The 26,463-nt window shown below is 60.6% G+C and carries 30 protein-coding genes; 23 read left to right on the top strand and 7 right to left on the bottom strand.

Going from position 1 to position 26,463, the window contains the following annotated elements; translation table 11 throughout:
* The first annotated feature begins 26 nt into the window (after window positions 1-26).
* The 5 genes from radA (at window position 27) to AB3Y40_RS09350 (ending at window position 5,673) form a co-directional block, all read left to right on the top strand.
* Window positions 27-1,400 carry a DNA repair protein RadA gene (gene radA, locus AB3Y40_RS09330; protein WP_369438519.1) on the top strand — a complete coding sequence of 458 codons (1,374 nt, stop codon included), beginning with the start codon at window positions 27-29 and terminating at the stop codon, window positions 1,398-1,400.
* A 12-nt stretch (window positions 1,401-1,412) separates the two neighbouring features.
* A complete protein-coding gene (locus tag AB3Y40_RS09335) occupies window positions 1,413-1,973 on the top strand; it encodes a CvpA family protein (RefSeq protein WP_369438520.1) in 561 nt (186 codons plus the stop codon).
* Window positions 1,974-2,061: 88 nt separating this feature from the next.
* Window positions 2,062-2,649, top strand: a complete 588-nt coding sequence (locus tag AB3Y40_RS09340) for a hypothetical protein (RefSeq protein WP_369438521.1) — start codon at window positions 2,062-2,064, stop codon at window positions 2,647-2,649.
* Window positions 2,650-2,823: 174 nt separating this feature from the next.
* Window positions 2,824-4,335 carry an amidophosphoribosyltransferase gene (gene purF / locus AB3Y40_RS09345; RefSeq protein WP_459553976.1) on the top strand — a complete coding sequence of 504 codons (1,512 nt, stop codon included), beginning with the start codon at window positions 2,824-2,826 and terminating at the stop codon, window positions 4,333-4,335.
* A 78-nt stretch (window positions 4,336-4,413) separates the two neighbouring features.
* Window positions 4,414-5,673 carry a hypothetical protein gene (locus AB3Y40_RS09350; protein ID WP_369438523.1) on the top strand — a complete coding sequence of 420 codons (1,260 nt, stop codon included), beginning with the start codon at window positions 4,414-4,416 and terminating at the stop codon, window positions 5,671-5,673.
* A 14-nt stretch (window positions 5,674-5,687) separates the two neighbouring features.
* On the opposite strand, the gene AB3Y40_RS09355 is transcribed toward AB3Y40_RS09350, so the two are convergent.
* Together AB3Y40_RS09355 and AB3Y40_RS09360 are read right to left on the bottom strand one after the other, a co-directional pair.
* Window positions 5,688-6,254 (bottom strand): hypothetical protein, encoded by a 567-nt coding sequence (locus tag AB3Y40_RS09355; protein ID WP_369438524.1) that lies wholly within the window; start codon window positions 6,252-6,254, stop codon window positions 5,688-5,690.
* 273 nt (window positions 6,255-6,527) lie between these two features.
* Entirely contained in the window at window positions 6,528-6,959 is a 432-nt protein-coding gene (locus tag AB3Y40_RS09360; protein WP_369438525.1) for a hypothetical protein, read from the bottom strand.
* A gap of 111 nt (window positions 6,960-7,070) precedes the next feature.
* On the opposite strand from AB3Y40_RS09360, the gene AB3Y40_RS09365 reads away from it, so the two are divergent.
* From AB3Y40_RS09365 to AB3Y40_RS09390, 6 genes are all read left to right on the top strand, one after another.
* On the top strand, window positions 7,071-7,466 hold the full coding sequence (locus tag AB3Y40_RS09365) for an arsenate reductase family protein (RefSeq protein ID WP_369438526.1): 396 nt from the start codon (window positions 7,071-7,073) through the stop codon (window positions 7,464-7,466).
* A gap of 124 nt (window positions 7,467-7,590) precedes the next feature.
* A complete protein-coding gene (locus tag AB3Y40_RS09370) occupies window positions 7,591-7,854 on the top strand; it encodes a hypothetical protein (protein ID WP_369438527.1) in 264 nt (87 codons plus the stop codon).
* 40 nt (window positions 7,855-7,894) lie between these two features.
* Window positions 7,895-8,551, top strand: a complete 657-nt coding sequence (locus AB3Y40_RS09375) for an SDR family NAD(P)-dependent oxidoreductase (protein ID WP_369438528.1) — start codon at window positions 7,895-7,897, stop codon at window positions 8,549-8,551.
* 320 nt (window positions 8,552-8,871) lie between these two features.
* The gene (surE, locus tag AB3Y40_RS09380; protein ID WP_369438529.1) at window positions 8,872-9,657 is read left to right on the top strand and encodes a 5'/3'-nucleotidase SurE; all 786 of its coding nucleotides are present in this window, start codon (window positions 8,872-8,874) and stop codon (window positions 9,655-9,657) included.
* Entirely contained in the window at window positions 9,654-10,292 is a 639-nt protein-coding gene (locus tag AB3Y40_RS09385) for a protein-L-isoaspartate(D-aspartate) O-methyltransferase (RefSeq protein ID WP_369438530.1), read from the top strand. The genes surE and AB3Y40_RS09385 overlap by 4 nt, the downstream gene beginning before the upstream one ends.
* A gap of 51 nt (window positions 10,293-10,343) precedes the next feature.
* Window positions 10,344-11,531: a peptidoglycan DD-metalloendopeptidase family protein gene (locus AB3Y40_RS09390; RefSeq protein WP_369438531.1), complete on the top strand. Its 1,188-nt coding sequence runs from the start codon at window positions 10,344-10,346 to the stop codon at window positions 11,529-11,531.
* A gap of 366 nt (window positions 11,532-11,897) precedes the next feature.
* Here AB3Y40_RS09390 and AB3Y40_RS09395 read toward each other — a convergent pair whose 3' ends face one another.
* From AB3Y40_RS09395 to AB3Y40_RS09405, 3 genes are all read right to left on the bottom strand, one after another.
* Window positions 11,898-12,236: a hypothetical protein gene (locus AB3Y40_RS09395; RefSeq protein WP_369438532.1), complete on the bottom strand. Its 339-nt coding sequence runs from the start codon at window positions 12,234-12,236 to the stop codon at window positions 11,898-11,900.
* A 241-nt stretch (window positions 12,237-12,477) separates the two neighbouring features.
* Window positions 12,478-14,316, bottom strand: coding sequence for a cation:proton antiporter (locus tag AB3Y40_RS09400; protein ID WP_369438533.1), 1,839 nt, complete (start codon window positions 14,314-14,316; stop codon window positions 12,478-12,480).
* A complete protein-coding gene (locus AB3Y40_RS09405; protein ID WP_369438534.1) occupies window positions 14,306-15,478 on the bottom strand; it encodes a deoxyguanosinetriphosphate triphosphohydrolase in 1,173 nt (390 codons plus the stop codon). The genes AB3Y40_RS09400 and AB3Y40_RS09405 overlap by 11 nt, the downstream gene beginning before the upstream one ends.
* A gap of 76 nt (window positions 15,479-15,554) precedes the next feature.
* Between AB3Y40_RS09405 and AB3Y40_RS09410 the strand changes: the two genes are divergently transcribed.
* From AB3Y40_RS09410 to AB3Y40_RS09425, 4 genes are all read left to right on the top strand, one after another.
* The gene (locus AB3Y40_RS09410; protein ID WP_369439628.1) at window positions 15,555-15,878 is read left to right on the top strand and encodes a HesB/IscA family protein; all 324 of its coding nucleotides are present in this window, start codon (window positions 15,555-15,557) and stop codon (window positions 15,876-15,878) included.
* Window positions 15,879-16,128: 250 nt separating this feature from the next.
* Window positions 16,129-16,485, top strand: coding sequence for a DUF7282 domain-containing protein (locus tag AB3Y40_RS09415; protein WP_369438535.1), 357 nt, complete (start codon window positions 16,129-16,131; stop codon window positions 16,483-16,485).
* Window positions 16,486-16,662: 177 nt separating this feature from the next.
* A complete protein-coding gene (gene xth, locus AB3Y40_RS09420) occupies window positions 16,663-17,469 on the top strand; it encodes an exodeoxyribonuclease III (RefSeq protein ID WP_369438536.1) in 807 nt (268 codons plus the stop codon).
* Between the two features lie 3 nt (window positions 17,470-17,472).
* Entirely contained in the window at window positions 17,473-17,811 is a 339-nt protein-coding gene (locus AB3Y40_RS09425; RefSeq protein WP_369438537.1) for a hypothetical protein, read from the top strand.
* Here AB3Y40_RS09425 and AB3Y40_RS09430 read toward each other — a convergent pair.
* Together AB3Y40_RS09430 and dksA are read right to left on the bottom strand one after the other, a co-directional pair.
* Complete coding sequence (locus AB3Y40_RS09430; RefSeq protein WP_369438538.1) at window positions 17,801-18,883, bottom strand: FAD-dependent monooxygenase; 1,083 nt, start codon at window positions 18,881-18,883, stop codon at window positions 17,801-17,803. The genes AB3Y40_RS09425 and AB3Y40_RS09430 overlap by 11 nt on opposite strands.
* A gap of 4 nt (window positions 18,884-18,887) precedes the next feature.
* The gene (gene dksA, locus AB3Y40_RS09435; RefSeq protein WP_369438539.1) at window positions 18,888-19,310 is read right to left on the bottom strand and encodes an RNA polymerase-binding protein DksA; all 423 of its coding nucleotides are present in this window, start codon (window positions 19,308-19,310) and stop codon (window positions 18,888-18,890) included.
* Window positions 19,311-19,496: 186 nt separating this feature from the next.
* On the opposite strand from dksA, the gene AB3Y40_RS09440 reads away from it, so the two are divergent.
* The 8 genes from AB3Y40_RS09440 to AB3Y40_RS09475 all read left to right on the top strand — a co-directional run bounded on the left by AB3Y40_RS09440 (window position 19,497) and on the right by AB3Y40_RS09475 (window position 26,461).
* Window positions 19,497-20,336: an AAA family ATPase gene (locus AB3Y40_RS09440; RefSeq protein WP_369438540.1), complete on the top strand. Its 840-nt coding sequence runs from the start codon at window positions 19,497-19,499 to the stop codon at window positions 20,334-20,336.
* Window positions 20,337-20,699: 363 nt separating this feature from the next.
* Window positions 20,700-22,046, top strand: a complete 1,347-nt coding sequence (locus tag AB3Y40_RS09445; RefSeq protein ID WP_369438541.1) for a DUF2927 domain-containing protein — start codon at window positions 20,700-20,702, stop codon at window positions 22,044-22,046.
* 12 nt (window positions 22,047-22,058) lie between these two features.
* Window positions 22,059-22,229, top strand: a complete 171-nt coding sequence (locus AB3Y40_RS09450; RefSeq protein ID WP_369438542.1) for a hypothetical protein — start codon at window positions 22,059-22,061, stop codon at window positions 22,227-22,229.
* A gap of 1 nt (window position 22,230) precedes the next feature.
* Complete coding sequence (locus tag AB3Y40_RS09455) at window positions 22,231-23,415, top strand: vWA domain-containing protein (protein WP_369438543.1); 1,185 nt, start codon at window positions 22,231-22,233, stop codon at window positions 23,413-23,415.
* Window positions 23,415-24,056: an MOSC domain-containing protein gene (locus AB3Y40_RS09460; protein WP_369438544.1), complete on the top strand. Its 642-nt coding sequence runs from the start codon at window positions 23,415-23,417 to the stop codon at window positions 24,054-24,056. The genes AB3Y40_RS09455 and AB3Y40_RS09460 overlap by 1 nt, the downstream gene beginning before the upstream one ends.
* A 31-nt stretch (window positions 24,057-24,087) precedes the next feature.
* A complete protein-coding gene (locus AB3Y40_RS09465) occupies window positions 24,088-25,233 on the top strand; it encodes a M24 family metallopeptidase (protein WP_369438545.1) in 1,146 nt (381 codons plus the stop codon).
* Window positions 25,234-25,263: 30 nt separating this feature from the next.
* A complete protein-coding gene (locus AB3Y40_RS09470) occupies window positions 25,264-25,947 on the top strand; it encodes a M48 family metallopeptidase (RefSeq protein WP_369438546.1) in 684 nt (227 codons plus the stop codon).
* 37 nt (window positions 25,948-25,984) lie between these two features.
* On the top strand, window positions 25,985-26,461 hold the full coding sequence (locus AB3Y40_RS09475; protein WP_369438547.1) for a GNAT family N-acetyltransferase: 477 nt from the start codon (window positions 25,985-25,987) through the stop codon (window positions 26,459-26,461).
* Window positions 26,462-26,463: the final 2 nt, after the last annotated feature.

The following is a 26,463-nucleotide window of genomic DNA, read 5'->3' on the forward strand; positions in this document are numbered from 1 at the left end:
GCAGCACACCAGTCCAAAAGGTGAACATGGCCAAAGACCTTTCCTTCTCCTGTTCCGCTTGCGGTGCCGTCACCTCCAAGTGGTCCGGCAAATGCGAAGCATGTGGCGAATGGAACACCATTCACGAAGACAAGGCACTCGCCTCTGGCCCCAAGAAAAAGTCGCTCGGCGGGATGCGTGGCAAGTCTATCCCGCTCACGGACCTTGCCACCGCAGAGGCCGAACCACCCCGCACCCTCTCGGGCGTAGGAGAGCTTGACCGCGTCCTCGGCGGCGGTTTGACCAAAGCCTCTGCCTTGCTGGTCGGTGGTGACCCCGGCATCGGCAAATCAACCCTGCTCTTGCAAGCCGCTGCCCGCTTTGCCCGCAATGGCCTCAAGGTCATCTATATCTCCGGTGAGGAATCAAACGCCCAGGTTCAAATGCGCGCCCGCCGTCTTGGCCTGACCGAAAGTCCTGTGCAACTGGCCTCCGAAACCAACCTGCGCGACATCCTCACCACGCTGGACGCCGAAAAACCCGACCTTGCAATCATCGATTCGATCCAGACCATGTGGGCCGACAACGTCGACAGCGCGCCTGGCTCGGTCTCTCAGGTCCGCAGCAGCGCACACGAGCTGACAACATTTGCCAAACGCAATGGCATGGCCGTGGTCATGGTCGGCCATGTCACCAAGGAAGGCGCCATCGCCGGGCCCCGCGTCGTCGAACACATGGTCGACACCGTGCTTTATTTCGAAGGAGAGCGCGGCCACCAGTTCCGTATCCTGCGCTCGGTCAAGAACCGTTTCGGTCCCGCAGACGAAATCGGCGTCTTCGAGATGACCGGCAAAGGGCTGGCCGAGGTTAAGAACCCATCGGCCCTCTTTTTGTCCGAACGGGGCGATCCCGCGCCCGGTTCCGTGGTCTTTGCAGGTATCGAAGGCTCCCGCCCTGTCCTGTGCGAGATCCAGGCCCTTGTGGCCCCTTCGCCACACAGCCAACCGCGCCGGTCAGTGGTCGGATGGGACGGATCGCGCCTTGCAATGATCCTTGCGGTCCTCGAATCCCGCGCCGGTGTCCCGTTCACCGGATTGGACGTCTACCTCAACGTAGCAGGCGGTTTGCGCATCACAGAACCCGCCGCCGATCTGGCTGTGGCCGCCGCCCTCGTCTCTGCGCGGGAAGATGCCAGTCTGCCCAAAGACGCAGTTCTTTTTGGTGAAATCTCGCTCTCGGGCGCGCTCAGACCCTGCGTGCAAACGGAAAATAGATTGAAAGAAGCGCAGAAACTTGGTTTTACCTCCGCAATCATGCCGCAACAGGTGAAAGCACCGCCCGCGGCAGGGCTGGATTTGCGCACCCCGCAAACGCTGGTCGATTTTGTGACAACGGTGTTCGGCGAACGCGGACCCGAATGAAGGAGCGGACCGTTGGAAGGTTTCACCATTGTTGATGGCGTCGTCGCCGCAGTCATCGTCGTCTCGGCGCTTTTGGCCTATAGCCGTGGATTTGTGCGCGAAGCTATGTCTATCGCAGGCTGGATCGGCGCCACGATCCTCGCCTTCATCTTTGCCGATCAAGCCGAACCGTTGGTCCGCCAAATCCCGGTCATCGGTGATTTCATCGGCGACAGCTGCGAGCTGTCGATCATTGCCGCCTTTGCCGCTGTTTTTGCTGTGTCTCTGGTGGTTGTGTCGATTTTCACGCCGCTCTTTTCCTCATTAGTGCAACGCTCTGCCCTGAATGGGCTGGACCAGGGCGCGGGGTTCCTCTTTGGGGTGCTGCGCGGCATCCTTCTGGTGGCTGTGGCATTCTTTGTTTATCAAACGGTGCTCTCTGCACAGGACATCCCGATGATCGAAGACAGCCGCTCTGCCAAGGTCTTTGCCCGGATGACGGGGCAGATCGAGGATCGCGACCCCGAAGCAGCGCTAGGTTGGCTAACGGTTCAGTATGAACAGCTGGTCGGTGCATGTTCCGCGCCGCAATAAGGCACGGCTTTCGCCCCTATTCGGTCATAATTCAAGGTTAGCAAACCCTTAACGCGCGCGATTTTGCGTGCCCAAAGGATTTGCGATGATGAAGCGTCTGATTTCGACACTCTTTGCTCTGGGCCTGATGGCCACTGGTGCCTCGGCTGCAACGGTGAACTACAACTTTCAGGCAGGCGGGCCCAATGGCAGCTCGGTCAGCTACACCTCTGGTGGCGTGGATTTGACCGTGTCCAGTGGCGGTGGCAATGTGGCCGTTACCAACAACGGTCTGGGCGTAACCGGCAACCCCGAAGGCGGACGGTTGGGTCTGGGCGAAAGCCTGACGTTCGACTTTGGGGGCATTCTGGTTGACCAGATTTCCGGACTGGTGTTTGAGGCAGGACCGCAAGCCGAACAATTCGGCGTGATCATCAACGGTGTCTCGACCCTCTTCACGGTGCCCGCCGGCCTCGGCAACAGCTTCACAACGCTGAATTTCTCCAGCCTGATCCCGACAGGTGGTGTCTCCAGCTTTACGATCTTTGGTGTCCAACCCAATGCGCCGGGCAATCGTGGTGTCAAAGTGGGCGGCATTACGGTCAACGCAATCAATATCCCGCCTGTGCCGTTGCCTGCTGGCGGTGCGCTCCTGCTGACGGGTCTGGGCCTCTTGGCACTGCGCCGCCGTCGCTGACAGCACACCTTACCCACATTTCGAAAACGGCGCGCCTTTCCCGGCGCGCCGTTTTTATTTCTGCCGCCGCCTGCAGACATAAACGCCCAACCTGTCACCCTTTGGAACCACCCCGCCTGCGCTGTCGCAATTCTGTCATATCTCCCCCGTGACACTGCCGTCGCAACCCGCTACATGGTGCCCATCTGTTCCCGGATTCGAAGGCTGCCGCCCGTGACCGACACCCTGCCCCCCGCCCATCCGTTTGATGACGATAAATTGCGGGAGGAATGCGGCGTTTTTGGCGTCGTCGGCGTCACCGATGCAGCCAATTTCATAGCCCTCGGTCTGCACGCCCTGCAACACCGCGGGCAAGAGGCCGGCGGCATCGTCACCCACGACCCCGAGACCGGATTCAACCAAGCTCGCCGCATGGGTCTGGTGCGTGACAACTTCACCTCACCTGCGATGATGGCGCAATTGCCCGGCACCGTGGGCATCGGCCACGTCCGCTATTCCACCGCCGGCAACAAGGGCCAGACCGCGATCCGCGACGTCCAACCCTTCTTTGGCGAATTTTCCATGGGCGGGGCTGCGATTGCCCACAACGGCAACATCACCAACGCGATGTCCCTGCGGCGCGAGTTGATCGAGCGCGGTTCGATCTTCCAAAGTTCCTCGGACAGCGAATGCATCATCCACCTGATGGCTCGCTCCATGGGCCGCACGATCCCTGACCGCATGGAAGAAGCACTGCGCAAGGTCGAAGGTGCGTTCTCCGTGGTCGCCATGACCCGGACCAAGCTGATCGGTTGCCGCGACCCCCTTGGCGTGCGCCCTCTGGTGCTGGGCCGCGTTGCCGATGGCTGGGCGCTGGCCTCTGAAACCTGTGCGCTTGACATCATCGGGGCCGAATTTGTCCGTGAAATCGAACCGGGCGAAATGGTCGTGATCACCGCTGAACGCGGTGTCGAAAGCCACCACCCCTTCCGCCCCGCAAAATCGCGCTTTTGCATCTTTGAACACGTCTATTTCAGCCGTCCCGATAGCTCTCTGGGCGGCCGTTCTGTCTATGAAACCCGCGAAAACATCGGCCGCGAACTGGCAAAAGAGGCCCCGGTCGAGGCTGACCTGGTCTGTCCGGTGCCCGATTCCGGCACCCCCGCCGCCATCGGCTACAGCCTGCAAAGCGGCATCCCTTATGCGATGGGCATCATCCGCAACAACTACATGGGCCGGACCTTCATTGAGCCCACCGAACAGATCCGCAACATGGGTGTGCGCCTGAAACTCAACGTCAATCGCGCCCTGATCAAGGGCAAGCGCGTGATCCTTGTGGACGACAGCGTCGTGCGCGGCACCACCAGCCGCAAAATCAAGGAAATGATCCTTGATGCCGGTGCCGCAGAGGTGCATTTCCGCATCGCAAGCCCCCCCACCGCCTGGCCCTGCTTTTATGGCGTCGACACGCCCGAACGCGAAAAACTGCTGGCCGCTACCATGACCGAAGAGGAAATGCGCGACCATCTGGGCGTCGACAGCCTGCGGTTCATTACCCTCGACGGCCTCTACCGCGCCGTGGGCGAGGCCAAGGGTCGCGACGCCTCCGCCCCCGCCTATTGCGACGCCTGCTTTTCGGGCGAATACCCGGTGTCACCCTCTGACATGATCGAACAGGGCTTTCAGGCGAAACAGGCCGCGGAATAGCGGCGCGCACGATCCAGACTTGATTGACCCATAGAAATGCGGTGATGATTGCGACATTTAGCAATCCGGTCATGCATTATGTCTGAATCCAGTGTTACATTCCTTTGCGTCCCGAAATCACCGCTCAATGTCGACACTTTCATCGACATCGCGCATAGCACTGCTCAGGAATACCACGTCAAAGACGGATGGGACGTGAATATCGTGGTCTTGGGCGAGGCCCGCGAATCCATTCGCACCCGAAAGGCCAGCGATTGGGCCGATCTTCTGCGGCAGAATTGGGCCAATTCAAAAGAAATCCGGCTGTTTGGTTTTGACGGCAACGTGCACACCGAGGTGAGCTTTCGGCGCATGGACGGGATCCTTGATATCGACGTCCCGCTGCGCGACGGCGATGATTCCCAAACGGTCGAGGCTGCATTTCTCAAGACTTGGGATTGTGTGCCGATGTCAGGCGACCCGTGGCGGTATCGCAGCACAGGCGTCGTCTATCGCCCCGGCAATTGGTCCACCGCGAACCTTGCAAAGGGTATCGAAAACACGCTCGCCAATTGGGGCCCGCCCGAGATCATGTCGCTCGACGATGGCTTTATCTCTTACGAGCATCGCGACGTGGCGCATGTCGAACGCCTGCAAGGTGCGACGACGCTGCCCGATTTTCTGGACCTCTTGCGCCGCTTTGACGCCCGCACCAACATGATCCTGAATATCGGCATGTCGGTCCGCGGCCCGGCCTATGTCTCAAACGGCAGCCTGAACGGGCTGGGCTTCGGGCTCTACGTCTCGCACAAACCCGCGCCGGTCACGGTTGAAATCCGGTCGTCGATCCCTGCGGCAGAGTTGAACCGCCGCCTTGAACCGATGGCCGACGCCCTTGGCTTCGGCAAACCAGTCCCGGCGATCATCAGCGGCTCACAAACCTCGGGCGGTCAGCCACAATTTGACAAACGTCCCTGGGTGACGCTGATTTTGGCCCCGCTGATCCTTGCCGCGATTGGCCTGCTGACATGGCAGACCTACTTTCTGGCCTACCCCGACTACAACACCAATCTGTCCGCACCGTTGTTGACAGATCAGACCACCACCGCCACCCCCGGCCCCTTGGTGGTGGAATGGTTCCTGCAACCCGATCCCAAGGGTCTGCGCCGCCGCATCTTTGATGCGCCCGCAACGGTCGATGTGCTGCGCGATGGCACCATCGTTGGGTCCTTTGTCGGTCAGGGCCGCGCATCAGTGGCGGTGGCACCGGGCCGCAATACCCTCATTGTGCGACCGGCGGATACATCCGCCAGTCCCCTGACCTTCCAAGTCGACGTCGCGGACCCTGCCGCGAACTGATCCAAACCCATCCGCTACTGCATCTTGGTGTCGTGCGCGATCATTGCCCAACTGCGCATCGGGGCCGGTTCAACCCCAGTGACAAGCCTGTTGCCGGGGATCGCCGGGTCATCCACTGACATCCCGATATAGGCGATGCCATTTGGATCCCATGCACCAAAAATCTTGGGGTCCGGCCCCTGCCCGATCGTTGTGCGCATCAGGTTGTCGGACACATCGCGGATCGGATCAAAGCCATAGATTTCCGTGATATGCGGCTGTGCCGCATAGGCTTTCCAAGCATCCTTGGCCCGCGTGCTCAATTCGGCATTGGCATCATGCGTACCCACATGCGCGACCCGCATATCGCCATTGCGGCGATACCGAAACAGATAGCAGCCGCTCATGTAGCCCGTGATCACAGGGACATGGCGCAACCCGCAAAAGGTTGTCAGCCCCGCGATGTAATACAGCAGCGTGTTCTGCAACGCGGTTCCGTCAGAGGCGACAGTGCCTTGGTTCTTCAGCCGCAACTTGCGCGGCCTGTCCCACAAGGGCCGGATATCGCCCACGGCCGCGTTATGCCGGATCGGCTCCGGCATAGATTTGTTCACAAAGTCCCTGATGCTCAAATTACCCTCCCGAGGATTGGTCGCAGGCCAGACCTGACCTATGGTCAACTTTAGCACGACCAACAGAGGTGGCGACAAGCCTTTGGGGCGAATTCTTTTGACCACCTTACTCGTGCCGGGGTTTTGCCGAAACGTTGGGCACCCTGATCTAAATCGCAGGGCTACGGGTATTGTCACCAGGGGTGGCGCCCCCGCCCACGGGCGACATCGACGCAAGCGCCGCTCTTCCCACGCGCAAAAATACTACCGCCGGGGACGTTCACCGAACTGCTGCTTGCGTCCGTTCAGCGTGACAACCCACATCGCCGCCACCAATTGCCGCCTGCGTTGATCCCAGCCTGATGGATCAGTGGCAAAGGTGGTGCGCCAGACGCCATCAATCTGAATGGCCAGTCGTGCGCCGCTACCGCCCGCCGCTGTTTTCCGCATTGCTGCCAGAGCCGCCATAAGCGGTTGCGCCGCAGCCTTGCGCCGCCCCGCAAACAGAACGTCAAACGTGATTCCATTGCCGGTCAGCCCCGTTGCGACCACATCCTGTCGCGTATTCAGCCGCACATCAGGCGTCAGATGCAGGTTCACCCGCACCATTTGTCCGGCAAAAAGGCCCGAATCTTCAAACTGGGGACCGACGCCAGACATGGGCTGGCGCGGCTGATACTGGGCGGGTTGGCGCATGGGTGGTGACATGCCAAAGCCTTACCCCAACTCCATTAATGATCGGTTGCTCTCAATCCGAACCTCGCGATACGTTCCGCGCAAACCCACGTCAGAAGGCAGCGTCGCGCCATGACAACCGTCATTCATCACAACCCCAACTGCGGCACCTCGCGTAACGTGTTGGCCGCGATCCGCGCCACCGGAACTGACCCGATTGTCATCGCATACCTCGAAACAGGCTGGACCCGCCCACAATTGCAGGCGCTCTTTGCCGCCGCTGGTCTGACACCACAGACCACCCTGCGCACCCAAAAGACCGATGCAGAGGCACGCGGGCTGCCAGATTCAGACGACGACACGATCCTTGATGCGATGATCGCCGATCCGATCCTCGTCAACCGCCCCATCGTGTGCACCCCGCGCGGTGTCGTCCTGTGCCGCCCCGCGGAGGCGGTGCTGCCGCTGTTAGAAAACCAGCCCACCGGCCTGCTTTTGAAAGAGGATGGCACACTGCTATTCGGCTGAAATTGACCGATGTCCGTGGTGCAATGCCGCATTGCAGCGCGCCCCCCTTGCAGCCCCCTTCCACAACGCCCATATCGCCGGCGCATCACATCGTTAGCTGGTGCGCAAAAGTGAAAGAGCGTTCATGGCCTCCGCCGACCAAACCCCTGCAAACGTGGCTGCAGCCGCTGCCATCCCCGATGCCTTGCCCCTAGATGGCGTGGCCCTAATCGGGCTGATCTCTGACAGTACCGGCGGTGCGGCTCTCTTGCGCAACGGCCAAGGCGAGATTGAGCGTGTCACCACCGGCGACAGCGCCTTTGGCCTCACCGTCACCGCCCTTGATGACAGCCAGATCGTGCTCGCCGACGCGCGGGGGACAACCCACACCCTGCAGATCCCGGGCTAAGGCAATTGCCAATTCGCGCACCACGTCCTAAAGCGGGCACATGACCAAAACAGCCCTCATCACCGGTGCCTCTCGTGGCCTGGGTGCCGCCATCGCCGCCGCTCTGGCCCCGACCCACCATGTCATTGCCGTGGCCAAGACCACCGGCGCGCTCGAGGAACTGGACGACCAGATTCAGTCTGCGGGCGGGGCGGCCACACTGGCCCCCATGGACATCACCGTGGATGCGGCCATGCAGCAGCTCTGCCGCGGCATCTTTGACCGCTGGGGCAGCCTCGACCTTTGGGTCCATGCCGCGATCCACGCCGCACCCCTTGCACCAGCCGATCACATCGGCCCCAAGGACCTGGACAAATCGCTCGCCGTCAACGTGACTGCCACACAACGCCTGATTGCCTACGTCGCCCCGCTTCTGGGTGTTGCGGGCCATGCGGTCTTCCTCGACGATCCCCGCGCCGGGGCGCAGTTTTTCGGCGCTTACGGCGCCACCAAAGGTGCGGGCATCGCCCTTGCCCGCAGCTGGCAGGCGGAAACCGCAAAGATCGGCCCGCAGGTCAGCATCCTGACCCCCAACCCCACGGCCACCGCCACCCGCGCGCGGTTCTATCCAGGTGAAGACCGCGCAGCACTTGCAAGCCCTGCGTCCGAGGCAGCCCGCCTCATGCCCGCGATCCTGCATCCGGGTGCTGCACTCTGATCGACCACATCTCAACTGCCACCGGGTGACTGCAGCAATTTTGATTTGCAAAACCGCATACCCGCACGGGTCGATCCTGCGCGCGGGTCTCAATTCTTCTGGCCAAAAATATCCCCGCCGGAGGCTCCGACATGAACCACCCCCGCGCACGCACGTCCCCGAAGAACCGGGACGGCGGGTGGGGCGCCTTGCCCGCAGGGCAACAGCGGCACCCCCGTCCTGACGCAGCAACGCCACAGGGCCAGGCTTCCGCCACGCCGCCGCTTCCCTTCGCCCGCCATGCCGCCTAAACCGGTCACAACCACACCCCGAGGGCACACATGCGCATTCTCATCACCAATGACGACGGCATCAACGCTCCGGGTCTTGCCACGCTGCACACCATCGCCAGCACACTCGCCGGGACCGATGGCGAGGTCTGGACCGTGGCCCCCGCCTTTGAACAATCAGGTGTCGGCCACTGCATCAGCTACACCAAGCCGATGATGATCTCTGAACTCGGCCCCCGCCGCTTTGCCGCCGAAGGCTCACCCGCAGATTGCGTGCTGGCCGCCCTCTATCACGTCATGCCCCACGCGCGCCCTGACCTGATCCTCTCGGGCGTCAACCGTGGCAACAACGCCGCTGACAACACGCTTTATTCAGGCACCATCGGTGCCGCGATGGAAGCCGCCCTGCAAGGCGTCCCCGCCATTGCCCTTTCGCAATTCTTCGGTCCCGACAATGCCAGTCTTGAAGACCCGTTCGAGGCTGCCGCGCAGCATGGCGCTGATCTGGTGCAAACCCTGCTGGACCGTGCGGAATGGGGCGGCGACAGCTACCAGATGTTCTATAACGTCAACTTTCCCCCGATCCCTGCCGCAGACGTCAAAGGCGCACGGATGGTGGCCCAGGGCCTGCGTCCCGGTGCGGCGTTCGGGATGGAACCCAGCACCGCCCCCAATGGCCGCACGTACCTGTGGATCAAGGGCGGCCCGCAACACGTTGCAACCGCCCCCGGCACCGATGTGCATGCCAACCTCGACGGCTATACCTCTGTCACGCCAATGCGCGCGGACCTCACCGACCATGCCAGCCTTGCGGCCATGCAGGACCTCTTTGCATGACCGACGCCCAGACCAAAATGCAATTCCTCTACGCGCTCCGCTCCAAGGGTGTCACCGACGCCCGCGTGCTGACCGCAATGGAAAAGGTCGACCGTGCTGCCTTTGTCAAAGGGCTCTTTGCCGACCGCGCCTATGAAGACATGCCGCTGCCGATCAACTGCGGCCAGACCATCAGCCAGCCATCAGTCGTGGGCATCATGACGCAGGCGCTGGATGTGCAACCGCGTCACAAGGTGCTCGAAGTGGGGACAGGCTCGGGCTATCAGGCGGCGATCCTTTCGCAGCTCGCGCGCCGGGTCTATACGGTCGACCGCCACAAACGGCTGGTGGCCGAGGCGCAAAGCGTCTTTGACAACCAGGACATCACCAATATCACCGCCTTTGCCGCAGACGGCAGCCATGGCTTGCCCGATCAGGCGCCCTTTGACCGCATTCTGCTGACGGCGGCGGCAGAAGACCCCCCCAGCCCCCTCTTGGCGCAACTGCGTGTGGGCGGTATCATGGTCTTGCCCGTGGGTCAGTCAGACGCGGTGCAATCGCTGATCCGGGTCACCCGGAACGAAACAGGTTTTGACTATGACGAGCTGCGCCAGGTGCGCTTTGTGCCCTTGCTCGAAGGGCTGGGACAGGATTAGAACGCCGACGACCCCGGACAACAAGGGGCGCGGCACCACAGGAGAGCAGACATGACACGTCACCCCTATCGGTTCATGATGACCACGGGTGCCATTGCCCTTTTGGCGGCTTGCGAAGGCGGCCTGCCCGATTTTGACCTGCGCGACATCGGCAATGGCTTTGACACCTCTGCGGCGGTTGAAAATCTGCCCGACCGCCCTGCCCCTGATGATCGTGGCGTGATCTCTTATCCGAACTATCAGGTCGCCGTGGCGCGCACGGGCGATACCGTGGCCTCTGTCGCGCAGCGTTTGGGCCTGAACGCAGGAGAGCTGGCGCGCTTTAACGGCATCGCCCCTGACACCGGTCTGCGCGCGGGCGAATTGATGGCCCTGCCCAGCCGCGTGGCCGAACCTTCGCCCGCAACCGGTGCGGCACCTGCCACCCCCGGTCAGCCGCTGGATGTGGCGGCCATTGCAACAACGGCGCTGGACCGTGTGGGCGACCAGCCTGCTGCCGTCGCGCCAACCCCGGTTTCGGCCCCGGCCCCAGCCACCAACGGTGCGGAACCGATCCGCCACAAGGTGCAGCGTGGCGAAACCGTGTTTTCGATCTCGCGGCTCTATGGCGTTCCGGTGTCCAACATCGCCGAATGGAACAGCCTCGGCTCTGATCTGACTGTCCGCGAAGGTGCCTTCCTGCTGATCCCGCAAGCCGGCAGCCGCCGACCAGTTGCGGCCCCCGCCCCTGTCACCGACCCCGGTGCCGGCACCCCAACGCCGACGCCGCCAAGCGCCTCTGCCCCGCTGCCTGCCGAAACACCTGCCGCCGCGGCAGAGGCGCTGCCCGCACCGCCGACCCCGGACACCGGGGCGGCGACCACGCCCGCGCCTGCGGCCAGCAATACCAACGCCCGCCTCTTGCGCCCGATCGAGGGCCCGGTCATCCGTGAATACGCCCCGGGCCGCAACGAAGGCATCGACATCGGCGCAGCCGCCGGAACCCCGGTCAAAGCCGCCGACAGTGGCAATGTCGCGGCGACGACCACCAACACCAATGGCATGGCGATTGTTGTGATCCAACACGCCGATAACCTACTGACGGTCTACACTAACATCGACGGTCTGACCGTCGCCAAGGGCGATAGCGTCAGCCGTGGCCAGACCATCGGCAAAGTGCGCGCAGGCGATCCCAGCTTCCTGCACTTCGAAACCCGCCGCGGCCTGCAATCCGTCGACCCCGCGGGCCTGCTGCCCTAACGTTTGGTGCGAGCGATCCGCACCGCTCTTGCGGCCCTGCTGCCCAGCGGCACACCTCTGCCGCTGCGTGAAGCGACAAAGGACGGCTTTGCGCCATTTCGAAGACATCAGGCCAAGTCCGGGCACTGCCCGACCTGGAGGGCATCCGCAACGGTCCCGTGGCGCGGGGCATCACCATAGGTCTGACGTCATTCTGCTTGAAAGGTTGCAAAACTGCCCTCCTGGGGGAGGTCGGGCAGTGCCCGGACTTGCGCCGGGCGGTGGAGCGCTGTGCTGTTCTGTTGCGCGCCAGGTGACGTTGGGGGCGTCCTGCCTCAGCGCCCTTTCGACAACTTGGGTTGAAGATCAGCTTTTGGAGAAGTGCGCCTAATAGGCCGCTTCGCAAAGATCAAAATGATTGCTGGCTGCTTGCCACGAGATCACTGCAGACATGAATCGAGCCGCCATAAAATACGCACTTGCGTCCTCGTGATTTCCGGCTACTTCCGCAGACAGATAACGATCATCAAGAGCGTCAACGTGATCTTGGAAGTCTGTGTAAGAATGAACTCCAAAATCCTTTGGAAGGTACCGAACTACCTTTTTCGGCAACGATGCCAGTCCGTCCGAAAGTATCAACATCACTCTGTTCTTTGCTTCATCAAAACTCACAAAGTCGAGCTGTTTGGCAAGTTCCGGGTCTAATGCTTCGAGGCGCGATTGCATACCACTTGTATATGTCCTGTTGTCGCGCAGGCAAAGTGCGGACGGCAACCCTTTCCGTCCGTCCTACCCACCGACCAGGACCCGGCCACCGGTTGAGAGTCAGAAAGACATGAGGTTCGAGACAGTATTGCCCGACGCAACCGGTTGATCGAGTTCGGATATCCACGCCCTAAATGCACAAGGAACAACGGCTATCGTTCGACGAAAGATCGCTGTCCCGCCACGGGACGTCTACCCCCGCTTACTCCGCTGGCGGCTGCTGGGCATCACCAGAACCCTCGGGCGGACGGAACGCCAGCACCCGCACATCCGGCGCAGGCTTCACATCCTCATCACGAGCGATCAGCTTGATCTCTCCCTTGGCCGAAATCCGCGCAACCAGCCGCGCATCAGGCCGTTCCGCGCGCCAGTCTTCCAGCGTGAATTCCTCCGTCAGCCGCGTGGTCCGAAAGGTCCAGCCTGCGCGGAACATCCTCTCCATCTCGGCAAAGGTGGCGTCCAGCCCCATCCCCTTGCCACCCAGCGTGCTGGGCAGCTGATGCCGCGCGTTGTCGGACGTCGCCCGTGCGATCTGAAACACGTTGTCGCGCCCGAACTCTGGCGCCAGATCGGTCGCCACCAGTGTGTTGTAGGCATCGTTATCGGTCGCGGCGACCAAGGTGGCATAGCTGACCAGCTCCAACCGCTGCTCCGCCCCTTCTGACAGAATGTCACCGCTATAGGTCGGAATGCCTGCCGCCCGCGCGCCCCTCAGATGTCCAAAGTTGGGGTCCGTCATCAGCACTGGCACCTCGGCCCGCGTCAATGCTTCAGCCAGCGCTGTTGACCACTCTGACCCGCCGATAATGATGACTCCGGGCGTATCCGCCCCGGTCAGCCCCAAGGCCCGCGCAAAGGGTGCCAGCGTGAACCCGTGCAGCACCACGGTGAATGCCACCAGCACAAAGGCCAGTGGCGCGATCAACGCCGCGTCCTCCAGCCCCAGCGACAACAGCCGCTCACCAAAGAGCCCCGCCACCGCAACCAGCACCACGCCGCGCGGCCCGGTAAAAGCGACCAGCGCCTGTTCCCGCCACGGCAGCCCCGACCCGGCCAATGACACAAAGACCGTCAAAGGCCGCGCCACCAACACCACGGCGGCCACAAACACCGCCGCGCGCCAATCCAACGCTTGCAACGCCGCAAAATCCAACCCCGCCGCCAGCAGGATGAACACACCCGACACCAGCAAGACCGTGGCATGTTCCTTGAACCGCCGCAGTTCCACGTAAGACGGCAGGTCGGCATTGGCGATCACGATCCCCATGATCGTCACCGCCAGCAATCCACTTTCATGCAGCACCGCGTCCGAGACGCCAAAGACCGCCAACAGCAGGGCGAACAGCACCGGCACCTTCATGTATTCCGGCACCAACCCGCGCTTGAACGCCGCCGACAGCCCGTATCCGCCCGCTGCCCCCAGAACGGTGGCAATACCGATCCCGATCACCAGATCACTGACCGCAGCGCCCACCGCTGTGGCTGTGTTCAGCACCACAACCACCTCGAACGCCAGCACCGCCGCCAACGCGCCAATGGGGTCATTCACAATGGCCTCCCATTGCAACAAGGCCGCTGGCCTGCGTGAAAGGCGGGCCGTGCGCAACAAAGGTGCGATCACCGTCGGGCCGGTCACAATCATGATCCCGCCAAAGACGGCCGAGGTCTGCCACGACAGCCCGGCCCCGTAGTGAAGCGCCAGCGCGCTCGTGATCCAGCCCAAGGGCGCGCCCACAAAGACCAGCCGTTTGACCCCGACCGCTGCATCCCGCAACTGGTGAAAATTCAGCGTCAGCCCGCCCTCAAACAGAATAATCGCCACCGCGATACTGATCATCGGCCCCATCAACGGCCCAATGTCGCGGGCGGGGTCAAAGACACCAAACACCGGCCCCACCAGAATGCCCGCCGCCAGCATCAGCACAATCGCAGGCATCCGCAGCCGCCACGCCAGCCACTGGCTGCCGACACCGAGGGCCCCGACCAGTGCAAAGGCCACCACCGGGGCCATGGCCCCATCTGCAAGCTGTTCAGTCGCCATCTGTCACCCCCGCTGGCACCGGTGTGCCACCAATCAAACGCTTGTGTTCCTGAATAGCAAAGCGGTCGGTCATACCCGCAATGTAATCTGCCACGATCCGCGCCAACCCTTCCATATCCGCTACCTCTTGCACATCCTTGCGCCACTGCTTGGGCAGCTCTGACGGGTTCGACAGAAAGAACGGGAACAGCTCGTCAATCATCTTGGTCACCGCCACCCGCATCTCGACAACCGCAGGCGCGCGGTACATGCGTTCAAACAGGAACCGGCGGATCACCTTGAGGTCCTCCCACAGCGCAGGTGTGAATTGCACCATCATCCGCCCCGCATGGCGCACATCCGCGACGGATGCCGGGTTGGCCTCTGCCAGATTGCGGCGGCTGACCACAATCACATCCTCGACCAACACACCAAAGAACCGGCGCAAGGCTTCGTGCCTGCGGCGATAATAATTCAATCCCGGATACAGCTTATCCACCCGCGCAAAGCAGTCCTTGAGCACTGGCAATTCTGCAAGCTCATCGGTGCTGAACAGCTCTGCCCGCAACCCATCATGCAAATCGTGATTGTTATAGGCAATGTCATCGGCAAGTGCAGCAACCTGCGCCTCTGCGCTGGCATGGGTGTGCAGCTCCAGATCATGGCGCGTATTGTACGCGGCCAGTGCCCAGGGAATGTCACCTATGACAGGACCGTTATGCTTGGCAATGCCTTCCAGCGTCTCCCATGTCAGGTTCAGCCCGTCCCACTCTGCATAATGCCGCTCCAGATCGGTCACGATCCGCAAGGCCTGCGCATTATGGTCAAACCCGCCAAAGGGCTGCATCAGCCGGTCCAGCGCTTCCTCTCCGGTATGGCCAAAGGGCGTGTGGCCCAGATCGTGCGCCAGTGCCACGGCCTCCGTCAACTCCACGTTCAGATCAAGTGCCGCCGCCACCGTCCGTGCCACCTGTGCCACCTCAATCGAATGGGTCAGCCGGGTGCGGAAATAATCGCCCTCATGTTCAATAAACACCTGCGTCTTATGTTTCAGCCTGCGAAACGCGCTTGCATGAATGATCCGGTCGCGGTCGCGCTGAAACGGAGAGCGAAAGTTGCTCTCTTCCTCTGCATAAAGCCGCCCCCGCGCATTCGCCGGATCGGTCGCATATGGGGCTGCCATGTCCCTGCCCTGCCTTGTCGTCTTTGCCTGCCGCCTCTATATCTGAAGCAACACCAGACCGATAGGTTCCTTCATGCTGACCCTTCCCCCCAAAGTCACCACCCGCGCCTTTGAACGGCTTGCCGAAATCGGCGCCTCTGACCAAGGCAAGGCGCTCCGCATCGCGGTTGAAGGCGGCGGCTGCTCCGGCTTTCAGTATGAGATCGACCTTGATGAGGTGAAAGACGATGATCTGGTCCTTGAAGGCGCCGGCGAAAAGGTGGTGATCGACTCTGTCTCGCTGCCGTTCCTGACCGATGCCGAAATTGACTTTACCGAAGAACTCATCGGCGCGCGGTTTGTGATTAACAATCCCAATGCATCTTCTTCATGCGGCTGCGGCACCTCGTTTTCCATGTGACGAAACAAGTCTGCGACAAGGCGACAGAACGCCGCGCATGACAGATTGTGACTGACAGAATGTTGCCAACTCAGAGGGGCACAATTTCGACGAAAAACTACTTTTATCCGTTTATTTTCAATGTGTTGTAGAGTTTTCGAAAATTTTTTCCCTGCATCATGAAACGAATTTGCGCCCCCACTGTTGTGACACCATAGCAGAAAGCGACGGCATACTTCGTCGCTCATAGCAAACCAGAAAGGATGCTCTTATGAACACCCTTATGAAAACAACCGCCCTTGCCGCAACGCTTGCACTGGGCACAACCGCCGCCTACGCAAACAACTTTGGTTTTCAGACATTGGTCGAAGACAACAACACCATCGAACTGAACCTGGTGACGTCAGATGCCGACGGTTTTGTGGTCATCTATGACTACGCCGGTGGCGAATTTGGCGAGGTGCTGGGCACCGTTGAAGTGTCGGAAGGCGCAAATGACGATCTGGTCGTGCCGCTGGATCCGGCAGCGAACACAACCGATATTGCCGCCGTGCTCTATGCGGGCCCCATCACGACACCGATGGAAGCGGATGCTTGGATCACACTGGATGTAAGCGACGACAGCTAACGCCAGTCGGTTAACGGATCAAAGGGTCGCACCACATGGTGCGGCCCTTTTTGCTGTTTAGATGTGTAGTGGGTGATCGGCGTCCGGACGATGTGCATACAGGTTGTGCATGGGTCGTGTACGGGTTGTGTATGGGTTCTGCATGGTTCAAAATTGCCACAGGCAGTGAGGCAAATCATGAAAATCGCGACATTTAACATCAACGGCATCAAGGCGCGCATCAGTGCATTGACCGACTGGCTGAACGAAAGCCAACCCGACGTCGCGCTTTTGCAAGAGATCAAGTCGGTCGATGAAAATTTCCCTCGCGAACACTTCGAGGATATGGGCTATATCGTTGAAACTCATGGACAAAAAGGCTTCAACGGTGTTGCAATCCTATCCAAAATCCCGCTCGAGGATGTGACCCGTGGCTTGCCCGGCGATGACACCGACGAACAGGCCCGCTGGATCGAAGCAACCGTCATGGGCGACACCCCGGTACGTATCTGCGGGCTTTATCTGCCCAACGGTAATCCGGTCGAAATCAACCAAGATGGCAGCCCTGTTGCGGGCGGCAAATACGCCTACAAAATGGACTGGATGGAGCGACTTTATAAACGCGCTCAGACACTTATGGCAGATGAGGTTCCGGCACTCATGGCCGGTGATTACAACATCATCCCGCAACCCGAAGACGCCAAACGGCCAGAGGCTTGGGTCAACGACGCGCTGCACCGCTTGCCCAGCCGCGAGGCCTTCCGCCGCATCCAACACCTTGGATTCACAGAGGCTTTTCGCGCCACCACCCATGGCGACGGCCATTACTCCTTCTGGGACTATCAGGCCGGTGCTTGGGACCGTAACGACGGCATCCGCATCGACCATTTTCTGCTGACCCCACAATGCGCCGACCTGCTGCAAAGCTGCTGGATCGAAAGCGCTGTCAGAGGCCGCGAAAAACCCTCTGATCATGTGCCTGTCTGGGTCGATCTGGCGGCTTGAGGAATGTTGCGTATCACATTCATATTATTGGCTTTCCTGCCTTCCATTTTGCAAGCTCAGTGCCTGACCGCCAACACCGGCGCGGGCTGTGCGACAGCCAAGATCATCAGCGTTCCCAAGACCACAAAAGAGCTTGGCCCACCCCCGGTTGAGATCGGCGAAATCCTTGAACGCGGCAAGTATTCCATGCTGCTTAACGCCCGTTGGTACGGCCTGCCCGATGCCCGCGACGGATGGGTCTATTTCCGGATAGAAGAGGACGTCTACCGCGTCGATTTCGAAACGATGGAGGTGCTGGAACGCGCTACATCTGAGGCGGGGTCAAACTGGCCTAGCGGGTGACGTCATGGTCGTAAAGCCATGATAACCTTGATAGAAATGCGTTTGGTGCCACGGCACTGATCCCACGCAACACGCCATGCGATGCCGCCCGCCGCACTCCGCGCAAGTGATAATTCACCGCATTCGCATTGGCCGCCGCAATCGCCCGTTTCACCCGCGCCTGACGCAGCTTTTGGTAGTCGCCACCTTCCGTCAAACACCGCGCCAGAACCCAGGCATCCTCAAGTGCAAGGTTCGCTCCCTGCGCCAGAAACGGCAATGTTGGATGAGCTGCGTCACCTAACAGATAAATTTCGTCTTCGGCCCAGGTCTCCGCCACCTCGTGCCTGAAGAGTCCCCACAGATTGACCTCTTTTATTTGCGATAACAACGCTTTCAACGGCGAAGCTGCATCACTGAACGCAGACCTTACATGGGCCGGATCATCTGCATGAGACCACCCTTCTTCCGCCCAAGCATCGCGTTCTTGCACCGCGACAATATTGATCTTGCCACCCGGCAAAGGATAGCTGACCACATGCCGCCCCGGCAGCATCCAAATGGTTGCCTCTGGTGCCGCGTCGCCGTCGACAATGGCGCGCCACGCGACCTGACGGGTAAAGAATGGCGTGCCCAACCCGTTCAAAACGGGACGAAACGCCGAATGCAGCCCATCTGCCGCCAGCAGTCGCCCATTGGCCGGTGCCGTGTCAGGAGTTAGCGTGCTGCCAGTCACAACCTCAACACCTGCATCAACACAAGCCTTGGCCAGCATTGCCAGCAAATCACCCCGGTGCAGCATCCGGAACCCTGGCACGCTTTGCGGCAATGCGAACCGTGCGACAACACGACCTGTCAAACCGTCACGCGGCACAACTGCCTGAGATTTTATGGATTTTTCGGCCAGTGCCTGCCCCAAACCCAGCGCCTCCAATACCCGGCCACCGTTGGGGGAAATCTGCAAACCCGCACCTTGGGTCCGTAAGACCGGCGCGCGTTCGTGCACTGTAACGCTCGCCCTTTTCTGGGCCAACGCGGCCGCAGCGGCCAGACCGGCGATCCCGCCGCCGGCCACCGTGTGGGCCTGGGTCACAGGCTTAGTCTTTGCGATGGACCTTCTCGCCCCGCTCGTGACGCTCTTGCGCCTCAAGGCTCATTGTGGCGATCGGACGCGCATCCAGACGCTTCAATGAAATCGGCTCGCCGGTGATGCTGCAATAGCCATATTCACCTTCGTCAATCCGGCGCAGGGCCGCATCAATCTTGGCAACAAGCTTGCGCTCACGGTCGCGGGTGCGCAATTCCAACGCGCGGTCGGTTTCCTCGGATGCGCGGTCTGCCACATCGGGAATGTTGCGCGTCTGGTCTTTCATGGACGCCACGGTATCGCGGCTATCATCCATAATCTCTGATTTCCAATCCAGCAACTTGCGGCGGAAATATTCAGTTTGGCGGTCGTTCATAAATGGTTCGTCCTCAGCGGGACGGTAATCGTCAGGCAAGAAAACCTCGGCTTTCATTGCTTCCCCTCTCAATGTGTTGCCTGTCATTTCTTCTGCTGGTCCTGACATACAACGGTTCCCCTCAAAACTTGGCTTCGTTTAGCCCCATGCGTGCCGCATGTCACCCCCAAAACGTCTTGAAAACGATGTGTTGAAGGGTTGGACGAAGCTGCTAAGTTGCGCGGCGAACAGGTGGGAAAAGACATGAAATTTGAAGGCACAGACGCCTATGTGGCAACTGACGAACTGACCATGGCGGTGAATGCCGCGGTGACACTCGAACGTCCGTTGCTCGTCAAGGGCGAACCCGGCACCGGCAAAACCGAACTGGCCCGACAGGTCAGCGCCGCACTGGGTCTGCCGATGATCGAATGGCATATCAAGTCGACCACCAAAGCCCAGCAGGGCCTGTATGAATATGACGCCGTTAGTCGTTTGCGCGACAGCCAATTGGGCGATGAAAAGGTCCACGATGTCGCCAATTACATCAAGCGCGGCAAGCTGTGGCAGGCCTTTGCCGCTGACGGCAAGGTCGTGCTGTTGATTGATGAGATCGACAAGGCGGATATCGAGTTTCCCAACGATCTGCTGCAAGAGCTCGATAAGATGGAATTTCACGTCTACGAGACAGGAGAGACGGTGGCCGCAAAAGTGCGTCCAATTGTCATTATTACGTCGAACAACGAAAAAGAGCTGCCCGACGCCTTTTTGCGCCGCTGCTTTTTCCACTACATTCGCTTCCCCGAGGTCGAGACGCTGCGCAAGATCGTCGCCGTGCACCACCCCGGCATCAAGGATGCGTTGCTGACCGCCGCCCTGACCCAATTCTACGAAGTGCGCGAGACTCAAGGTCTCAAGAAAAAGCCTTCCACCTCAGAAGTGTTGGATTGGCTGAAATTGCTGCTGGCAGAGGACCTTACGGCGGAGGATCTGCGGCGGGATGGGGCCAACGCCTTGCCAAGATTACATGGTGCGCTGTTGAAGAACGAACAGGATGTGCATCTGTTCGAACGGCTCGCCTTCATGGCCCGCGGCGCGCGCTAGGTCCCCTTACGTCACGCGAAACACGCAAGATTTTGTGGGCCATTTTGCTGGCACCACAAGGGAAATGAGTCTTTCGCGCAACGCCAGACGATTTTCCCGGACTCTTCTCAAATTATCAGTCGCTTAACCCCGGCCTGCCATAGTTAATCGGGTGGCCCACAGGCGTGATCTTGGCATTGCCCAAATCGCGTCAAGAAGGGGCCGCAGTTCCAAGGCAGACGGGGCTGACGATATTGAGGAGAGCAGAGTGACCAAGGCAAATATGCCGGTCGACCTATGCCAGTTCAGCCCCGCCATCCTGGCGGACACTGCTGGCGTGCGGACCGTTTCAGACCCGACCTGCCCCAACCCGGGGGCAAACACATGAACCGATTGGCTGCCTTTGCGCTTGGCGTTTTGACGTCTTGCGCCCCGATCCCGGATGCACCGCCATCGCGCGCGGTGGCGCTGGTCAACTCCCTTCCCCCGATGAAGGCTTTCGTGACCGAAACAGTCACTCCCGCCACGCGCTCCAACGCCGAAATGGCGCAGGATTTCCTTGACCTGAGCTTTCGGATGGAGAGCGGGCGCACAATCCCCGTGATGTCCCGGTTCGAGGGGCCGATCACTGTGCGCATGGCTGGCACCCCGTCCGACAGCATGACCACGGATCTCGATGCCTTGCTGACCCGCTTGCGCAATGAGGCGGGCATCGACATTACACTCACAAACGCACCCCAAGCGGCCATCACGGTCGAGGCGATCCCGCAGGCCCAGCTACAACGCGCCGTTCCGCGCGCCGCCTGTTTTGTCGTGCCACGCATCACCAGCTGGGATGAATTCCTGTTGGCTCGCCACACCAGTCAGGTGGATTGGACAACGCTGACGCGCCGCGAACGCGCGGTGATTTTTGTGCCATCCGATGCCGCCCCGCAGGAAATCCGCGACTGTCTGCACGAAGAACTCGCGCAGGCATTGGGGCCGCTGAACGATCTCTATCGCCTGCCCGACAGCGTGTTCAATGATGACAACATTCACACCGTCCTGACCGGCTTTGACATGCTCGTGCTCCGCGCCTTCTATGCGCCAGAGCTATCCAGTGGCATGACCCGGGCGGACGTGGCTGAACGTCTGCCTGCCCTGCTGGCGCGGCTGAACCCACGTGGGCAACGCGCGGGCGCGCCTGCGCTGACCGACACGTCGCGCGACTGGATTACGGCGATGGAAACCGCGCTGACCTCTGGCAGCACACCGGGCCGCCGCCGTCAGGCCGCCGCTCGCGCGATCCAACTGGGCGAGGCGTTTGGCTGGCGCGACACGCGCGCGGGATTTGCGCTCTATGCCAACGGGCGCTTGCAAGTGGGTCACGATTCAGCGGCAGCCCTTGCCTCCTTTAACGCCGCAGAAGCTGTCTATCGCGCGGACCCGGTGACATCCGTGCACACAGCCCATATCGCAGTGCAAAAGGCGGCTTTTGCACTGGCAGCAGGCGATGCCCAAACCACGCTGACACTTGCCGAAGAAGCAATCCCTGTGGCCCGCAGGCATCAAAACGCGGCCCTGATGGCCACGCTGATGATGTTCAAGGCAGAGGCATTGGCAATGACCGGCAACACGGTCGAGGCGGAAGCCGTGCGTCTGGACAGTCTGGGTTGGGCGCGCTACGGCTTTGGCTCTGATTTGAACGTGCAGGCCCGTCTGGCAGAGATTGCGGCGCTGCGCCCCTTTTAAGGGACTTCGCCGATGATCTTTCCGCTTGCAGGCCTTCTGTTTGGTGCAGCTTTTGGCGCATTTCGCGCCAAGGCCCGCGGAGGCAACACCCGTGACCTGCTGCAATGGGCGGCTGTATTTGCCATGATCTTTGGGTTGATCGGGCTTTTTGTGCTGGTCTTTGTCGAACGCAGCTACACCTGACATGTTCCTGCCCTTCTTCGACAACCTGCGCCGGGCCAATGTCCCAGTCAGCTTGCGCGAATTTCTGGCCTTTCTCGAAGGCATGAAGGCCGGCCTTGCCACCTACGACATCGAGGCTTTCTACTTTCTGGCCCGCACCATTATGGTCAAGGACGAACGCCACCTTGACCGCTTTGATCAGGCCTTTGCGGCGACCTTCGAGGGGTTGGAAACCATCCCAGACAGCGCCGTGATGGACGCCGTCGACGTCCCTGCCGACTGGCTGACCAAGATGGCCGAAAAACATCTGAGCGCCGAAGAAAAAGCCGAGATTGAAGCTTTAGGCGGGTTCGATAAGCTAATGGAAACGCTCAAGAAACGGCTTGAAGAACAAAAGGGGCGACATCAGGGCGGCTCAAAATGGGTTGGCACCGCTGGCACCTCTCCCTTTGGCGCTTATGGCTATAATCCCGAAGGTGTGCGCATCGGCCAGAATGACAGCCGCCACCAGCGGGCGGTCAAGGTCTGGGACAAACGCGAATTTCGCAACCTGGATGACAGCGTTGAACTGGGCACCCGCAACATCAAGGTGGCCCTGAAGCGCCTGCGCCGTTGGGCCCGCGACGGGGCCGCGGACGAGCTTGATCTGCAGGGCACGATCCGCAAGACGGCTGAACACGGCTATCTTGATGTGCAAACCCGGCCAGAGCGGCGCAATGCCGTAAAAGTGCTTTTGTTTCTTGACGTTGGCGGGTCAATGGATCCGCACATCAAAGTGGTGGAAGAGCTGTTCAGCGCCGCCAAGGTGGAGTTCAAGCACCTTGAGCACTTCTATTTCCACAACTGTCTGTATGAAGGCGTTTGGCGCGACAATCGCCGTCGCTGGAACGCGCAAACGCCGACTTGGGACCTATTGCGCACCTATGGTGCCGACTACAAATGCATCTTTGTGGGCGATGCGTCGATGTCGCCTTATGAAATCGCCTATCCCGGCGGCGCCAATGAACATATGAACGCCGAAGCGGGCAGCACATGGCTGGCCCGTGCCCGCGACCAATGGCCGAACCATCTGTGGATCAATCCGTTGCCTGAACATTATTGGCCCTATACGCAGTCGATCGCGATGATCCAGGATATTTTTGGCGCGGACCGCATGGTGCCAATGACACTGTCGGGGATTGAGCGTGGCATGAAGGTCCTGACCTGATGCGCCTCGCCGCCATCTGCACCGGGCGCGCCCAGCCGATCAAAGCCAAGTCGGGCCGCACCGGACACTTCAAGGTGCCACAAGCCGGTGCAGTCAATGTGACACCCAAAGGTGCGGAAGGCGATGTGATCGTCGACACCGCCCACCACGGCGGCCCGGATCAAGCGATCTATCTGCTGGGTGAGGCTGACCGGCTTTGGTGGCAATCTACATTGAACACGCCGCTTCCTGCCGGTTTCATGGGGGAAAACATGCTGATCGACGCGCTGGATAGCGCCGATCTTGCCCTTGGCGATCGGCTAGAGGTGGGCACGGTCACTTTGCAAATTACCGCGCCGCGCGTGCCCTGTGTGACGTTTGCCGCCCGCATTGGCGACCCTGGCGGGGTGAAACGTTTTTTGGCGTCGGGCCACCCTGGCGCCTATGCGCGGGTGCTACGATCTGGCGCGGTGAGTGCATTTGATCCAGTGCGGCACATGCCGATTGACAGCGACCGGATCAGCGTAGTGGATCACCTGCGGCGATATGCGCAAAAAGACATGGATGCCGCATATCTTAGGCGTTTGCTGACGATCCCAGCACATTACGGGATGCACGAACTGGCGCGTCACCACCTTGGCGAAGACGCAGAACGCGATTGACGCAAGTGCTTTTGCACCGCAGCGTCACGCCATGACCTTGCACTTTGATCCCGCCGAATATGCCGCGCGACAATCGCGCGCCCTTTCTGCCATGCAGGACGCAGGCTTTGACGCGCTTTTGATGTTCGCGCCTGAAAGCCATTTCTGGATTTGCGGCTACGACACCTTTGGCTTTGCCATGTTCCAATGCCTTGTGCTGACGGCCTCGGGCGATCTGCACTTGCTGACACGGACGCCCGATCTGCGGCAAGCGCAGCTGACAAGCACCCTGCCCAACAGTCACATTCATATCTGGTCTGAAAGCCACGATAGCAATCCGGCTGATGATCTCGCTCGTCTGTTGGCCGATCTTGGCGTCACTGGCCGTATCGGGTTTGAAAACGCGACCGCCGGGCTGACGGACCACAACGGCCAGCTTTTGCGGCATGCCCTGCCCGGTCTAGTGCAAGCGCCAGACCTGATCCGCGACCTGCGCCGCGACAAATCCTCCGCAGAGGTCGCGATGCACCGCCGCGCAGCGGCCTTGTCTGACGACGCCCTTGATGCAGCTCTTGCCATCACCCGCGCAGACGCGTTCGAGGGCGACATTCTGGCCGCCATGCAAGGTGCGGTGTTCAAAGGCGGCGGCGACTATGCAGGCAATGAGTTCGTGATCGGCTCTGGTCCTGGGGCGCTTCTGTGTCGCTACTATTCAGGCCGCCGTCATCTGGATGCCTCTGATCAACTGACGCTCGAATGGTCGGGCACTTATGCGCGTTATCACGCCGCGATGATGCGCACGGTGATCATCGGCACTCCGACCGATGCGCAACGCCGGATGCATGCCGCGGCGGAACAGGCGCTTCTGGCCTGTGAGGCCGCAATCAAACCCGGCGCACCAATGGGCGATGTCCACGCTGCCCATTGCGACGTGTTCGACAGGGCCGGGTTCGGCCACGCCCGGCTACAGGCCTGCGGATATGGCATGGGCGCAATCTATAACCCGATCTGGGTAGATTTTCCGATGTTCACCGCTGGCAACCCAACACTGATGCGCGAAAATCAGGTGTTCTTTTTGCATATGATCTTGATGGATAGCCACGCGGGACTTGCCATGACCCTGGGCCATTCGGTTTTGGTGACTTCAGATGGTTGCGAACGCCTGTCGCGGCACGATACCGCACTGCTGACCCGGTGAAATCGGGAACAAGCATCCTATATATGCATCATGTTAAAGCTGACCCCTATCTTGCTGGCCGTGCTTTATGGCTTTGCGATGTACCGCTTGTCCGTGTGGCGGCTGGGGCGCGAACTTGACGAGAAATCAACAGAGCTAACCGATCCGGTCCTCCGCGTGCTGTGTAACCAAATGGCCGAGGCGCTGGAGCTGCCGCGCATCAAGGTCCACATCTACGAGATTGAACCGATCAACGGGCTGGCCGCACCTGATGGGCGGATCTTCATTACCCGTGGGTTCTTGAACAAATACCGTGCCGGCGCCGTTTCGGCAGAAGAGCTGGCCAGCGTCATCGCGCACGAATTGGGCCATGTGGCACTTGGCCACGCCCGCCGTCGCATGATCGACTTCTCCGGCCAGAATGCTGCGCGCACAGCGCTGGCAATGGTGTTGAATCGTTTCTTGCCCGGCGTCGGCGCGTTGATTGCGAGCGGATTGATGACGCTGCTGGCTGCCCGTCTGTCCCGCGTCGATGAATTTGAAGCGGACGCCTATGCCTCTGCCCTACTGGTCAAGGCAGGGATCGGCACCGCTCCGCAAAAGTCGCTCTTTGGCAAGTTGGAAACCATCACCGGCGCGCGTGGGGCTGCGACACCTGCATGGATGCTCAGCCATCCCAAGACGCCCGAACGCATCGCCGCGATTGAGGCGAATGAAGCAAAATGGGTCGGATGAACGCGCTCCGCGATAGCGCGCCGACTGGCCCTGCCCGATGACTTACAGTTTCCGCAATGCTACGCTGGATGATCTGGACCTGCTGATGGGATGGCAAGCCAATCCTCACGTTGCCGCATGGTGGGATACCGATGCGCCTTATGACGCCGACGACCTCGCCGACCCGCGCGTTGCCCGCTGGATCGTCTCGATCGCTGACCGCTCATTTGCCTATATGCAGGACTACACCGTCCACGGTTGGGACGAGCACCATTTCGCCTATCTGCCCGCCGGTGCGCGCGGGATTGATCAGTATATCGGTGAACCCGATCTGATCGGCTGCGGGCACGGAACCGCATTCATTGGTGCGCGCATGCAGGCGCTCTTTGATGCTGGCGCGCCGGTCATTGCCACAGACCCGCATCCCGAAAATAAACGCGCCATATCCGCCTACTCCAAACTTGGGTTTCGGCCAGACGGGCCGCCTCAAAAGACGAAATGGGGTTTGATCTTGCCGATGCGCGCCAGCAGATAAGT

It is taken from the genome of Yoonia sp. R2331 (genome assembly GCF_041103235.1).
Classification (GTDB): domain Bacteria; phylum Pseudomonadota; class Alphaproteobacteria; order Rhodobacterales; family Rhodobacteraceae; genus CANMYO01.